This is a genomic window from Halopseudomonas sp., from assembly GCF_047631575.1.
Taxonomy (GTDB): Bacteria; Pseudomonadota; Gammaproteobacteria; order Pseudomonadales; family Pseudomonadaceae; genus Halopseudomonas.
In genome coordinates this window covers 106832-120124 of sequence record NZ_JBLIAB010000006.1, presented here as the reverse complement: position 1 = coordinate 120124, position 13293 = coordinate 106832, and the positions used below count along the sequence as shown (strand labels likewise).

At 54.5% G+C, this 13293-nt stretch carries 12 protein-coding genes and 2 pseudogenes; 12 read left to right on the top strand and 2 right to left on the bottom strand.

Annotation, left to right across the window (positions count from 1 at the left end; genetic code table 11):
- The first annotated feature begins 223 nt into the window (after window positions 1-223).
- The 6 genes and pseudogenes from ACJAXR_RS12265 to ACJAXR_RS12240 form a co-directional block, all read left to right on the top strand.
- A complete protein-coding gene (locus ACJAXR_RS12265; RefSeq protein WP_415058558.1) occupies window positions 224-436 on the top strand; it encodes a hypothetical protein in 213 nt (70 codons plus the stop codon).
- 78 nt (window positions 437-514) lie between these two features.
- A complete protein-coding gene (locus ACJAXR_RS12260; protein WP_415058557.1) occupies window positions 515-865 on the top strand; it encodes a hypothetical protein in 351 nt (116 codons plus the stop codon).
- Window positions 840-899 (top strand): annotated as a pseudogene (locus tag ACJAXR_RS12255) (hypothetical protein); the annotation flags it as partial. The gene ACJAXR_RS12260 and the pseudogene ACJAXR_RS12255, both read left to right, overlap by 26 nt.
- A gap of 138 nt (window positions 900-1037) precedes the next feature.
- Complete coding sequence (locus ACJAXR_RS12250; RefSeq protein ID WP_415058556.1) at window positions 1038-1190, top strand: hypothetical protein; 153 nt, start codon at window positions 1038-1040, stop codon at window positions 1188-1190.
- A 415-nt stretch (window positions 1191-1605) separates the two neighbouring features.
- Window positions 1606-2307 carry a hypothetical protein gene (locus tag ACJAXR_RS12245; protein ID WP_415058555.1) on the top strand — a complete coding sequence of 234 codons (702 nt, stop codon included), beginning with the start codon at window positions 1606-1608 and terminating at the stop codon, window positions 2305-2307.
- Window positions 2297-3685: pseudogene (locus ACJAXR_RS12240) on the top strand (membrane-bound PQQ-dependent dehydrogenase, glucose/quinate/shikimate family); the annotation flags it as partial. The gene ACJAXR_RS12245 and the pseudogene ACJAXR_RS12240, both read left to right, overlap by 11 nt.
- A gap of 183 nt (window positions 3686-3868) precedes the next feature.
- On the opposite strand, the gene typA reads toward ACJAXR_RS12240, so the two are convergent.
- Window positions 3869-5677, bottom strand: a complete 1809-nt coding sequence (gene typA, locus ACJAXR_RS12235; protein ID WP_415058554.1) for a translational GTPase TypA — start codon at window positions 5675-5677, stop codon at window positions 3869-3871.
- 440 nt (window positions 5678-6117) lie between these two features.
- Between typA and glnA the strand changes: the two genes are divergently transcribed.
- The 5 genes from glnA to trmL all read left to right on the top strand — a co-directional run bounded on the left by glnA (window position 6118) and on the right by trmL (window position 11733).
- Window positions 6118-7521 (top strand): glutamate--ammonia ligase, encoded by a 1404-nt coding sequence (gene glnA, locus ACJAXR_RS12230; RefSeq protein WP_415058553.1) that lies wholly within the window; start codon window positions 6118-6120, stop codon window positions 7519-7521.
- 129 nt (window positions 7522-7650) lie between these two features.
- Entirely contained in the window at window positions 7651-8265 is a 615-nt protein-coding gene (locus ACJAXR_RS12225; RefSeq protein ID WP_415058552.1) for a DUF4124 domain-containing protein, read from the top strand.
- A gap of 320 nt (window positions 8266-8585) precedes the next feature.
- Window positions 8586-9683 carry a nitrogen regulation protein NR(II) gene (gene glnL, locus ACJAXR_RS12220; RefSeq protein WP_415058551.1) on the top strand — a complete coding sequence of 366 codons (1098 nt, stop codon included), beginning with the start codon at window positions 8586-8588 and terminating at the stop codon, window positions 9681-9683.
- On the top strand, window positions 9670-11100 hold the full coding sequence (ntrC, locus tag ACJAXR_RS12215) for a nitrogen regulation protein NR(I) (RefSeq protein ID WP_415058550.1): 1431 nt from the start codon (window positions 9670-9672) through the stop codon (window positions 11098-11100). The genes glnL and ntrC overlap by 14 nt, the downstream gene beginning before the upstream one ends.
- Before the next feature lie 168 nt (window positions 11101-11268).
- Window positions 11269-11733 (top strand): tRNA (uridine(34)/cytosine(34)/5-carboxymethylaminomethyluridine(34)-2'-O)-methyltransferase TrmL, encoded by a 465-nt coding sequence (gene trmL, locus ACJAXR_RS12210; protein ID WP_415058549.1) that lies wholly within the window; start codon window positions 11269-11271, stop codon window positions 11731-11733.
- 7 nt (window positions 11734-11740) lie between these two features.
- Here the strand turns inward: trmL and ACJAXR_RS12205 are convergent, their stop codons facing one another.
- Window positions 11741-12721 (bottom strand): NADPH:quinone oxidoreductase family protein, encoded by a 981-nt coding sequence (locus ACJAXR_RS12205; RefSeq protein ID WP_415058548.1) that lies wholly within the window; start codon window positions 12719-12721, stop codon window positions 11741-11743.
- A gap of 163 nt (window positions 12722-12884) precedes the next feature.
- On the opposite strand from ACJAXR_RS12205, the gene ACJAXR_RS12200 reads away from it, so the two are divergent.
- Window positions 12885-13283 carry a flagellar basal body-associated FliL family protein gene (locus tag ACJAXR_RS12200; RefSeq protein WP_415058547.1) on the top strand — a complete coding sequence of 133 codons (399 nt, stop codon included), beginning with the start codon at window positions 12885-12887 and terminating at the stop codon, window positions 13281-13283.
- The last annotated feature ends 10 nt before the right edge of the window (window positions 13284-13293 follow it).

Sequence of the window (13293 nt, the reverse complement as noted above, 5' to 3'; positions counted from 1 at the left end):
TTGTGTACTGGTTCCTGAAATACAACTCGGTGATCAAAAGCTCGCGCACATCAAATAATCGTGATGACTGAAGTACGGCTACTCACAACAAACGTCAGACCAATCAATCGGTAGTCTATGCTGAAGAAGCAACCCGGCTGTTAGCTCGCCACTCCTCAGGAGTCTATGCCGTCCCCAGCCGGTTTTGGCTAATTTAGATAACCTTGGCACAAGGCTCCGTCAGATGATTGCCCTCTTAGTCCTACTGGTAGCCTTACTGACCGGGGGTATATGGCTGGCGGCGCTAGGGGGCAGCCTTTACTACGCAATGGCCGGTACCGCTCTGTTGACGGTAGCTTTGTTACTACGCTCGCGACGCAACGCTGCTCAGCTGCTGTATGCAGCATTACTCGCCGGCACCGCCATCTGGGCGTTGTGGGAAAGTGGCTACGATTGATGGCCGTTGGCAACGCGTCTGGGCATTCTGTTGCTGCTCGCCATACCCCTTTTGTGGCCCTCCAGGCAGGTGAGTCGCGTGCCTTTGATGGTGCTATTTGGCATCTGGACGGTAAGCGGGCTGATTCTGGTCAGTAGCGTTTTTAACGACGCTCATCGCATTGTGGGTGAACTGACGACCGAGTCGGTGGTGAGTGATCCCGATCTGGGATTGGCAGCTGATCAGAACGACTGGCCCAGTTACGGCCGCAGTCATTATGGTCAGCGATATTCACCGCTGGATCAGATTACTCCAGCGAACGTTGCCGAGCTGGAACTGGCCTGGGAGTATCAAACGGGTGACCTCAAAGGCCCTGAAGATGTCAACGAAACCACGTACGAAGCCACACCGCTGAAGATCGGCAATAGCCTGTTCCTGTACACCGCATAACTGGCTAGTCGCACTGGACGCGGATACGGGTAAAGAGCAGTGGGTATATAACGCCAAGGTCCCCGCAGAAAGCCAGCGTCAACACCAGACATGCCGGGGCGTTTCCTATTTGGCACCAGTCGGGGAGCCCGCCACAAACAAAACGACAATTGCACATTCCCAAACAGCGTCAGTGCCTGCCGAGACTCTCGCACCCGTGCGCTGCGATGCTCAATTGTACATGCCCACCTCGGATGCACGCTTGATCGCAGTCGATCCGCAAACCGGCGCACGCTGCAGCAACTTTGCCAACAATGGCATACTCGATCTGATGCACAACGACTAATATGGTGATTAAGAAAATGAGAATTAGACCGGCGCTTATGCCGAATACGGGGTTATGAATATCAAACCCCCAACGCTAAACGTTATCCTGACCAACGGTATAATCAGTACTAACAATACTATATTTATCATTTGGGTTTGGCATACTGTTCTCTATTTAGTTATAGAGCTTATAAAGTAGGGGGTTATATGGACGACTGCAAGTTATCGAGGAAAGTACTACACCTATTTAATAGTTGATGGAGCCAGATATTGATTAGAACCATGTCAATACCGATACTATTAAGTATCAATGAGTGCATAATCTGGCTACTGAGCATCCGATGCTAAGAGTGTGATCCAGATCTTCAATGTCGGCGCTACGTGGAGTAAATTAAGGCTACTATACATAATTAAACAAAAATAGAGCGGTGATCATGCAGTTAGCAAATCAAGGTGACGTCAAAGATAGAGTCGATTGGCGGATTGTCGTTGGCACGATAGTCAGTATAGTGTGGCTCGTGATACTTGTATTTTATTTGTTTCAACAGGTCAGTTGGCGACAATTTTTGCAATTACCTTTGGATCAATTCGGTAGTTTTCTCGGAGGTGCTTTTAGCCCTTTGGCTTTTCTCTGGTTGGTAATCGGTTTTTTTATTCAGCAAGGTGAAATTCAGGATAATGCGCGAAATATTGAGATTCAAGCACAGCATACTAATCTTGATAACTTCCTGAAAATGGCAGGCATTGTCTACCAGCATCTTGGCGTTATCACAGGATTTCTAGCGGTATCCTGTCGCGAGGATTTAGAAAGTGTCTCAACTGATTCCTGGCAGCTGGAAGAGAAGTGGTCAAAAGCGAGTGCAGGAGATGTCGGTATTTTTGCTCGTGTTATCTTGAGTTATCAGTATACCCCTGAGGGTAGCGAGCGAGACATGGCAACCATCTTTTTTAGTACGCCGATTAGGCTAGGCCATAGTGCAAAATATCGTAAGGTATTTGAGGGATTGTTAGAGGATTCACTGCTTTGCGATGCTTCGGGCGGTTTACGTGAATCCTTGATTGATGGCACAGTTTGGGGGATCTTGTATAAAGTACTGGTAAAGGCAGAAGGAAAAGTGGCGCTAAATGCCCTTTAGCCAAAAGGGCTATTACTATGCCACGTCACCGCCCGTGGTCGCCGCGGATCTAGTCGTGGTCGCCGGTGCAGTGAATGACAATTACGACATCGACTCCCCCTCTGGGGTGATCCGCGCCTACGACGGGCGAACTGCGCTGGAACTGGGACTCAGCTAATCCCGAAGACACCGCACCGATAGCCGAGGGAGATACCTACGCCACCAGTTCACCCAACAGCTGGTCGGTGGCCAGTGCGGATGAAGAACTGGGTATGATTTATTTCCCCATGGGCAACCGGACCCCCGACCAACTGGGCATGTACCGCACACCTGCGGAAGAAAAATATGCCAGTTCGGTGGTCGCACTGAGCCTTGCAACAGGTAAGGCGCAATGGGTCCAACAATTCGTTCATCATGATCTATGGGATATGGACTCACCCGCGCAGCCTAGCCTGGTGAATATTCAGACCGCAAAGGGCTTAGAGCCTGGACTGGTCGTACCCACCAAGCAGGGTGATGTCTATATATTGAACCGCAAAACCGGCGAACCGCTGCTGCCCATTACCGAAGTCCCTGCGCCACAAGGCACTGTTGCCGGTGATTGGACTGCGCCCACCCAGCCGATCTCTGCGCTCAGCTTAGCGCCCCCACTATTGCTTTCTTCAGACATGTGGGGCGCCACTTTGCTGGACCAGATGATGTTCCGCATTCAGTTCCAGTCGCTGCGCTATGAAGGCCGCTACACAACGCCGTCCGAGCAAGGCACGCTGGTCTATCCGGTTAACTTCGGCGTGTTCAACTGGGGTAGCGTTGCGGTAGATCCGGAACGCCAGGTCATGTTCAGCATGCCGTTGTACCTGGCGTTCACCTCCAAGTTGGTGGCCAAACAGGACGGTAAAACCCCGGGTGGAGCCACCAACCAGGGTGAGCAGGGCCTTAACGAAACGCGGGCGGTGATTATGCTGTCGAGCTTAGCCCCTTCCTGTCGCCGCTTGGCATTCCCTGTCAGCAACCGCCCTGGGGCTTCGTTGCGGGTGCGGATCTGCGTACCGGCAAGATTCACTGGAAACACAAGAACGGAACGGTTCAGGACATGACTCCCCTACCCCTGAAAATCAAGATGTGCGTACCGGGTATTGGTGGTCCTATCATCACCCGTGGCGGCATCGCTTTTCTGGCCGCCAGCGTAGACAAGTACTTTCGCGCCTATCGCCTGACGGATGGCGAACAATTGTGGGAGCAGCACATACCCGCCGGCAGCAAGGCGACGCCCATGACCTATCTCAATAGTAAAGGTGAGCAAATGGTGGTGCTGGTGGCCGGAGGGCACGGCTCGGTAGGGACCACGATCGGTGACTACGTACTGGCTTACAAACTAGGGCATCGAGATCGAGAGTGATCGGTTAGTGCCGGAGATTTATAGCAAGTAATATCAATGAAATCGCCGACGAAGGCGTTTTGGCTTAAAAAGCTCGCCCATCAAGAGTAATCGATTACCGGCAATGGAACAGAAAAGCCAATAAAAACCAATAAAAAACCCGCCGGTCGGCGGGTTCTTTAGTACTGCTAATTATTTACCAACTTACTTGCCGGAACGCTTGCGCTCGCTCTCGCTGAGCAACTTCTTGCGCAGACGGATCGACTTGGGCGTGATCTCTGCCAGTTCGTCGTCTTCGATGAACTCCAAAGCCTGCTCCAGCGTGTAACGGATCGGTGGTACCAGGGCGATGGTCTCGTCCTTGCCGGATGCCCGCATGTTATCGAGCTTTTTGCCCTTGGTGGGGTTAACACCCATGTCGTTATCACGGTTGTTGATACCGACCAGCATGCCTTCATAGACCTCGTCACCGTGGCCCAGGAACAGCTTGCCACGTGCCTGCAGGGTTTCCAGCGAGTAGGTCAACGCCTTGCCGGTAGCAACCGATACCAGTACGCCGTTCTGGCGACCGAACATCTCGCCCGACTTCAACGGCCCATAGTGGCTAAAGATGCTGGTGATGATGCCCGAACCCGATGTCATGGTCAGGAACTGGTTGCGGAAGCCGATCAGGCCGCGAGCCGGGATGGTGTATTCCAGGCGAACGCGACCCTTGCCATCCGGAACCATGTTGGTCAGATCACCCTTGCGCAGGCCCATCTGTTCCATCATGCCGCCTTGGTGCTGCTCTTCCAGATCGATAGTGACGTTCTCAAAAGGCTCCTGCTTCTCGCCATCGATAACGCGGATGATGACCTCAGGACGGCCTACTGCCATCTCAAAACCTTCGCGACGCATGGTTTCAATCAGTACCGACAGGTGAAGCTCACCACGACCGGAGACCTTGAACTTATCAGCACTTTCACCTTCTTCTACGCGCAGAGCCACGTTGTACAGCAGCTCCCGATCCAGACGCTCCTTGATATTGCGGCTAGTAACGTATTTACCTTCGCGACCGCAGAACGGCGAATCGTTGACCTGGAAGGTCATGCTCACAGTGGGCTCGTCGACGGACAGTGGGATCATGGCCTCCACATTCAGTGGATCACACAGAGTATCGGAAATGAATAGTTGATCGAAACCACTGATGCAGACGATGTCGCCAGCTGCAGCTTCCTCAACATCGACGCGATGCAGACCGTGGTGACCCATCAACTTGAGAATGCGACCGTTGCGACGCTTGCCTTCGGTGTCGATGGCAATCACGGGAGTGTTCGGGGTAATACGACCACGGGCAATACGACCAACGCCGATCACGCCGAGGAAGCTGTTGTAGTCCAGCGCAGAAATCTGCATCTGGAACGGACCTTCGCGGTCGACGTTCGGCGCGGGAACGTTATCAACAATGGCCTGAAACAGTGGGGTCAGGTCTTCGGCCAGATTGTCATGCTCCAAGCCGGCCATACCGTTGATCGCTGATGCGAAAACAATCGGGAAGTCCAACTGCTCTTCAGTAGCACCCAAGTTGTCAAACAGATCGAACATCTGATCAACAACCCAGTCAGGACGTGCGCCAGGGCGATCGACTTTATTCACCACTACGATCGGGCGCAGGCCAGCCTGGAAAGCCTTTTGTGTCACGAAGCGAGTCTGCGGCATTGGACCGTCTACGGCATCAACCAAGAGCAATACCGAGTCGACCATGGACATCACTCGTTCTACTTCACCGCCGAAATCGGCGTGGCCGGGGGTGTCGACGATGTTGATGTGGTGGTCGTGCCAGTTAATAGCTGTGTTCTTGGCCAGAATAGTTATACCGCGTTCTTTTTCCTGGTCGTTGGAGTCCATGAGGCGCTCTGTGTCGAGCTCATTCCGCTCGAGGGTGCCAGACTGGCGCAGTAGCTTATCAACCAGCGTAGTCTTGCCGTGGTCGACGTGGGCGATGATGGCGATGTTGCGAAGATTCTCGATCACTATGGACATCCTGGGGTGGCCCGGCGGTAGCCCGGCTAACTGAAAAAAGAGGGGGGCATTATACAGACACTAGCGTGACAGTGTATGTTTTTTGTACGAAATAGGAGTTTCCGGCCTCGACGGGTGCAAGAAGTTTAAAAGCAGCGCATTATGCATGCCGCTTTATTGAGATGGGGCCTGATAGATTTACCGTCTAAGCCGGAGCGAAGCGCACCACAACGGGTCACCGCAGAACCTATTTGCACTTTAATAGTGCGCACTTAAAAGGTGCAGATGTGCCGGTGATCGCTGAAAGCCAGGATTGGCGGAGCTTCCAGCCGATGCGCCGAAATGGCACATCTTTTGCTCCGTTGTAAGGCAAGCGGAGTGCGGATGTTGTCCGCTCGAATTTAGTAACGTCGGGACCAATACCCGGCTAATGATTCCTTATGGAGGAAACCATGTCGAAGACCGTTAAACTGATAAAAGAATTTGACGTGAAGTGGGTTGACCTGCGCTTCACTGACACCAAAGGCAAGCAGCAGCACGTTACCATGCCCGCCCGCGACGTGAATGATGACTTCTTCGAAGAAGGCAAGATGTTTGACGGCTCGTCCATCGCTGGATGGAAGGGTATTGAAGCTTCCGACATGATCCTCATGCCTGACGACAGCACCGCTGTGCTCGACCCCTTCACCGAAGAGCCCACCCTGATTCTGGTGTGCGACATCATCGAACCTTCAACTATGCAAGGTTACGAGCGTGATCCACGCAGTATTGCCCGCCGCGCCGAAGAGTATTTGAAGTCCACCGGCATTGGTGACAAAGTTTTTGTCGGTCCAGAGCCCGAGTTCTTCGTATTTGACGAAGTGAAATTCAAGTCCGACATTTCCGGTTCCATGTTCAAAATCTTCTCCGAACAGGCTTCCTGGAATACCGATGCAGATATTGAAACGGGTAACAAAGGGCACCGTCCCGGCGTCAAGGGCGGCTACTTCCCAGTGCCTCCTGTCGATCATGACCACGAAATTCGTACCGCCATGTGTAACGCCATGGAAGAGATGGGCCTGACCATCGAAGTGCATCACCACGAAGTGGCGACCGCAGGTCAGAACGAGATCGGCGTCATGTTCAACACGCTGGTAGCCAAGGCTGATGAAGTACAGACCCTGAAATACTGCGTGCACAACGTTGCCGACGCTTTCGGCAAGACCGCCACCTTTATGCCTAAGCCTCTGTATGGCGACAACGGCTCCGGTATGCACGTGCACCTGTCCATCTCCAAGGACGGCAAGAACACCTTCGCTGGTGAAGGCTATTCCGGTCTGTCAGATACTGCCCTGTTCTTCATCGGCGGTATTATCAAGCACGGCAAGTCGCTGAACGCGTTCACCAACCCGGCCACCAACTCGTATAAGCGTCTGGTGCCTGGCTTCGAAGCACCGGTCATGTTGGCCTACTCGGCCCGTAACCGCTCGGCCTCAATCCGTATTCCTTACGTTTCCAGCCCGAAGGCACGCCGTATTGAAGCACGCTTCCCCGATCCAGCAGCCAACCCTTACCTGTGCTTCGCTGCACTGTTGATGGCCGGCCTGGATGGCATCCAGAACAAGATGCACCCTGGCGATGCAGCCGATAAAAACCTGTATGACCTGCCGCCTGAAGAGGCGAGCCAGATCCCACAAGTGTGCAGCAGCCTGAAGGAGGCTCTCGAGTGCCTTAGTGCTGATCGTGAGTACTTGACCAAAGGCGGTGTATTCACCGACGACCTGATCGATGCTTACATCGAGCTTAAGGAAGCGGAAGAAATCAAGGTACGTACCTTCGTGCATCCGCTCGAATACGACCTGTATTACAGCGTCTGAACCCGGTTTAATAACCGTGGTCGAAAAAGGGTGCCTTTGAGGCGCCCTTTTTTTTCGCCCGTCTGCAAGTCCTTGCCAGAATCAAATTTGAGTGCAAGGCTAAGAATTAGACTCACAGGAGTGACTACCATGTTACGAAACCCTATGTGCTGGGCACTGGCCGCCCTGCTCGTCTCGCTGACCAGCTTCGCCAACGCACAGATATATACCTGGACCGATGAGGACGGCAACACTGTCTATACCGACAAGCCCAACCCCAACGCTCGGCAGATCGACCTACCCCCGATCAATACGCTGGAATCGACTATACCGAAGATGCCTGAAGAGCTCTCAACCTCCTCGGGGCAGCGCGACGGCCAGCTGAACGACGGTTACAACACACTGCAGATTACCAGCCCGGCCAATGACGAAGGGATCCGCGCCAATGACGGCAACCTTACACTGGTGATCAATACTGAGCCGCCCCTTTCACCCGGCCATCTGTTACGAGCCAGCGTTGACGGCAACCTGCAGCAAGCCGCTGTTGCTGGTAACGGGCAACCCAGCCAACAGATTACGTTACCCGAACTTGACCGCGGCTCTCACCAGATAGTAGCTATAGTCACCAATGCCCGCGGCGAAGAAGTGCAGCGCAGTGGCGCTATTACCGTCCACATACAGCGCACCTCGGTACTCCAGCCGGGCCGCACAAACCAAAACGCCGCGCCCCAAGCACCTAGACCAGGTGGAGCTTCAGCACCGTAATCGTGCCGAAATGACATAACGCACCATGTTTGTGCATACTGAAATCCGGTGCGCCGGATTTCGTGCATGGATACTGTTTGTGGCCAGTTCGCTACACGCCCACCTTGAGCAGTACTCCTCACACACTAGCCCCCCAAGCTAACGACCAGAGTACATGCAACTGCCTGACCTAGAGGCTTTTTCCGCAGTATCAGGCCGACTGTATTCTTGCACGCATACCTGTCCGGACAGTCGGCACCACCGCCGATACATACCAGTATGCAGAACGCCCTCTATTGGTTCGCTTCTTGCATTTATCTGCACAAGCCATGGGAATGAATATGCTGCCTGACCGATTCTTGAAACAGATACTCGATAACCTGACAACAGCCGTCCTACTGTTGGATAACGAATTATGTGTGCGTTATATGAATCCTGCGTCCGAAATATTGCTCGAGGTGAGCGGTCAGCGGGTGTCACAACAGCCAGTTGGTGAGCTTTTTCATGACAATCGGACTGCACTTGAATCTTTGTACATCGCAGTCGCTGACGGTAATCCGTTTACCAAACGCGAAGCCCAGCTTGACCTGAACAACGGTCACCGCCTGATGGTTGACTACTCTGTTACGCCTATTGTCAGTGCTGATACGCACTGGTTATTACTGGAAATGCATCCCCTCGATCGCCTGTTGCGAATCACCAAAGAGGAAGCACAACTATCCAAACAGGAAGTCACCAAGGCTCTGGTACGAGGCTTGGCGCACGAAATAAAAAACCCACTCGGCGGCATCCGCGGGGCGGCTCAACTGCTTGCTCGGCAGCTGCCGGAAGAATCAATGAAAGATTATACAGACGTGATAATCGAAGAGGCCGATCGCCTGCGTAACCTAGTTGATCGCATGCTCGGGCCCTACCGACCGCCCAATCTGCAACCGCTTAACATTCATGAGATAACCGAGCGCGTCTATAGCTTGGTGGAGGCAGAGACGCAGCGCGAACTGACTCTAGTGCGTGATTATGACCCCAGCATCCCGGACATCATGGCAGACCGCGAACAACTCATTCAGGCGCTGCTCAACATTGTACGCAACGCTATGCAGGCCATCGCCGAACAGGGTGGACTGCAAAAGGGTCGCATCACTCTGCGTACCCGCGCTTTGCGTCAGTTCACCATTGGACAGGTACGCCACCGGCTGGTCTGTCGGGTACAGATTATCGACAACGGTCCCGGCATTCCCAATGACATAGTCGAAAGCATTTTCTACCCCATGGTCAGCGGCCGCCCGGAAGGCACCGGGCTGGGTCTTTCCATCACCCAGAACATCATCAGCCAGCATCAGGGCTTGATTGAATGTGAAAGCAAACCTGGCCGCACCGTATTCACAATGTTCCTACCATTGGAACCTGTACCCGGAGACAAAACCCATGAGCCGAACTGAAAACGTCTGGATCGTCGATGACGACCGTTCCATACGCTGGGTACTGGAGAAAGCGCTCCAGCAGGAAGGCATGGAGTCGGTCAGTTTCGATAATGCCGACGCGGCCCTGGCCCGACTGCAACGCGAACAACCGGATGTGCTCATCAGCGACATCCGCATGCCCGGTACCAGCGGGCTGGAATTGCTTTCCACGTTGAGAGAACGCATGCCGAAATTGCCGGTCATTATCATGACCGCACACTCGGATCTGGACAGTGCAGTGGCCTCGTACCAGGGTGGCGCCTTTGAATATCTGCCCAAGCCTTTCGACGTCGACGAAGCCGTAGCTCTAGTGCGTCGTGCACTGGCCCACAGCCGGGAAAAGGACGATCAGGGGCCTGACGTCGTCGACGCGAAGACACCCGAGATTATTGGTGAAGCGCCTGCGATGCAGGAGGTGTTTCGCGCGATCGGTCGACTATCCCACTCCAACATTACGGTACTGATTAACGGGGAGTCAGGCACAGGCAAGGAGCTGGTCGCCCATGCTCTGCACCGCCACAGTCCGCGCTCGCGTAACCCGTTCATCGCGCTGAATATGGCGGCCATTCCGAAGGACTTAATGGAGTCGGAACTATTCGGCCACGAAAAAGGTGCCTTTACTGGCGCTGCGGTGCAGCGGCGCGGACGCTTCGAGCAAGCCGATGGCGGCACCCTGTTTCTCGATGAAATCGGCGACATGCCATCCGAGACCCAGACCCGACTGTTACGCGTGCTCGCCGATGGAGAATTCTACCGAGTGGGTGGCCACGTACCTATCAAGGTCGACGTGCGCATCATCGCGGCCACCCACCAGAACCTGGAAGACCTGGTGAAGGCTGGCCACTTCCGCGAAGACCTGTTTCATCGTCTGAACGTCATCCGCATCCATATTCCTAAACTCGCCGAGCGCCGGGAAGATATTCCCGCACTGGCCCAGCACTTCCTCGCCCGCGCTGCTCAGGAACTGGCGGTTGAGCCCAAGGTACTCAAACCGCAAACACGAGACTATCTGCGCAGCCTGCCGTGGCCAGGTAACGTGCGCCAACTGGAGAACACCTGTCGGTGGATTACAGTCATGGCCTCAAGCCGGGAAGTGCTGGTCGAGGACCTTCCTCCAGAAATGCTCTCCCAGCCCCAGGATGGTGCAGCAGACGCTCATTGGGAGCACAGTTTGCGCATCTGGGCCGACCAAGAGCTGGGTCGTGGCGTGACTAGCCTACTGGAAACTGCGGTTCCCGTATTTGAGCGCATCATGATTGAAACCGCCCTCAAGCATACCGCCGGCAGACGCAGAGATGCCGCACAGTTGCTGGGCTGGGGCCGCAATACCCTGACCCGCAAGATCAAGGAATTGGGCATGAATATCGACGGTCATGACGAGGACGATACTGAATAAACGGCGTCTTATATGCTTTTGGCACGCTTGATGCTTTATTAATAGTGGGTGTATTTGAGGTGACTCCGGTTCAGGCAGGCCGGAGTCACCTTTTTTTATCCTTGCACCCTACTTGCGGCATTGCTCCCACGGGTTAGAATCCTTTCCAGCTTTTTACTGGAAGACCCTATGTTCCACATCGCCCTGCTCGAACCCGAAATCCCGCCCAATACCGGCAATATCATTCGCTTGTGTGCCAACACCGGCTGCAGCCTTCACTTGATCGAGCCTCTGGGTTTCGAGCTGGATGACAAGCGCTTGCGCCGTGCTGGTCTGGACTACCACGAGTTCGCGGCGGTAAAGACCTACGCCAACCTGCAGGCCTGTCTGGATGCGATCAAACCGCAGCGCGTATTTGCGCTCAGCACCAAGGGCACCCGCTGTTTCAGTGAGGCGGCGTTCAAGCCTGGGGATATGTTTTTATTCGGGCCGGAGAGTCGGGGTTTGCCCGCATCGGTTCGTGAAGGCTTGCCGCAGGATCAGGTTCTGCGTATTCCGATGTTACCTGACAGCCGCAGCCTGAATCTGTCGAACAGCGCTGCGGTGCTTTTATATGAAGCCTGGCGCCAGCAGGGGTTTGCCGGCAGCCAGTAACGCCGATTCAGTCGCGAACCTGAACCACAACCTTGCCCACCGCTTTGCGCGAGGTCAGAATGTTCAGAGCATCTTCATACTGATCCAGACGGAAGGTTTCCGATACCAGCGGCTTAAGCTTGCCCTCGCTGAACCAGGCAAACAACTGCTGGAAATTTTCCAGGTTAGTCTGCGGCTCGCGTGCGGCGAAGGAGCCCCAGAACACACCTACAATGGATGAGCCCTTGAGCAAGGCAAGGTTGGCCGGAAACTCGGGGATGCGGCCGCTGGCGAAACCCACCACCAGCAGACGGCCTTTCCAGTTAATAGAGCGCACAGCCTGGTCGAACAGATCGCCACCGACGGGATCGTAGATCACGTCCGCGCCCTGCCCTTTAGTCAGCTCTTTAACCGCATCCTTGAGGCTCACTTCAGAGTAATTGATCAACTCATCAGCGCCAGCGGCTTTGGCCACTGCCAGCTTCTCAGCACTGGACGCGGCCGCGATTACCCGCGCACCCATTGCCTTTCCGATTTCAACTGCCGCCAGGCCTACGCCACCCGAGGCGCCAAGTACCAGCAGCGTCTCGCCAGGCTGGATGTTCGCTCGCTGCTTGAGAGCATGCATAGAGGTGCCGTAGGTCATGCTAAAGCCGGCAGCAGTAACGAAATCCATATCACTGGGAATCGGTAGGATGCGCATGGCATCGACGGCAACTTTTTCCGCGAAGCTGCCAAAACCAGTGAGGCCCATGACCCTGTCACCTGCCTTAAGGTGACGGACCTTTTCACCCACACTGGCGATAACACCCGCTGCTTCGCCGCCCGGAGAGAACGGGAACGGTGGTTTGATCTGGTATTTGCCTTCGATGATCAGCGTGTCCGGAAAGTTCACTCCTGCAGCGTGAATATCCAGGATGACTTCGTTGGCTTTGGCTACGGGATCGGCGGTTTCTTCCAATGCCAGGCTGCTGGCAGGACCAAATTCTTTGCACAATACGGCTTTCATGATGACTCCATTATCAGGTTTTGACACAGTCTAGTCGCAAGCGGGGCAACTGGGTCAATGACCATGCCGTTGATTGATTGCCGTCCATAAGATCCACCACGGCGTTGGTTGGCTGGGGAGCATTGCTCGGCTATCCTGTGGTCAACCAAAAGGAGTCCACCCCATGCGTACCATTCTTGCCCTGCCCCTGCTACTCAGCCTCGCCGTCCTGCCTATTCAGGCCGAAGAGGGCGCTCCGGCAGCCGGTGTTCAGTATGTGGAGCTCAAGCCGGCGTTCGTCGGCACCGTCGGTCCCGGGCCAAAGATACAATACATGAAAATTGATGTTGCGCTGCGTGCCAACGATGGGACCGCCGTGCCACGAATCGAGTATCACGACCCGCTGATCCGTAACGCTCTGGTCAGCTTGTTCGCCCACGAGACCCTGGAGAGTATCGCGACGCTGGAAGGCAAGGAGGCGCTGCGCAGCAAGGCCCTCACGAAGGTCCGCGAGGTACTTGAGGAGGAAGAAGGCAAACCACTGGTCGACGACCTGTTGTTTACCAACCTGGTTACCCAGTAACCGAACATAC

Coding starts and splice junctions, on each gene's coding strand:
- ACJAXR_RS12265 (WP_415058558.1), top strand. CDS start 224: ATGATTGCCCTCTTAGTCCTACTGGTAGCCTTACTGACCGGGGGTATA.
- ACJAXR_RS12245 (WP_415058555.1), top strand. CDS start 1,606: ATGCAGTTAGCAAATCAAGGTGACGTCAAAGATAGAGTCGATTGGCGG.
- glnA (WP_415058553.1), top strand. CDS start 6,118: ATGTCGAAGACCGTTAAACTGATAAAAGAATTTGACGTGAAGTGGGTT.
- ACJAXR_RS12225 (WP_415058552.1), top strand. CDS start 7,651: ATGTTACGAAACCCTATGTGCTGGGCACTGGCCGCCCTGCTCGTCTCG.
- glnL (WP_415058551.1), top strand. CDS start 8,586: ATGCTGCCTGACCGATTCTTGAAACAGATACTCGATAACCTGACAACA.
- ntrC (WP_415058550.1), top strand. CDS start 9,670: ATGAGCCGAACTGAAAACGTCTGGATCGTCGATGACGACCGTTCCATA.
- trmL (WP_415058549.1), top strand. CDS start 11,269: ATGTTCCACATCGCCCTGCTCGAACCCGAAATCCCGCCCAATACCGGC.
- ACJAXR_RS12205 (WP_415058548.1), bottom strand. CDS start 12,721: ATGAAAGCCGTATTGTGCAAAGAATTTGGTCCTGCCAGCAGCCTGGCA.
- ACJAXR_RS12200 (WP_415058547.1), top strand. CDS start 12,885: ATGCGTACCATTCTTGCCCTGCCCCTGCTACTCAGCCTCGCCGTCCTG.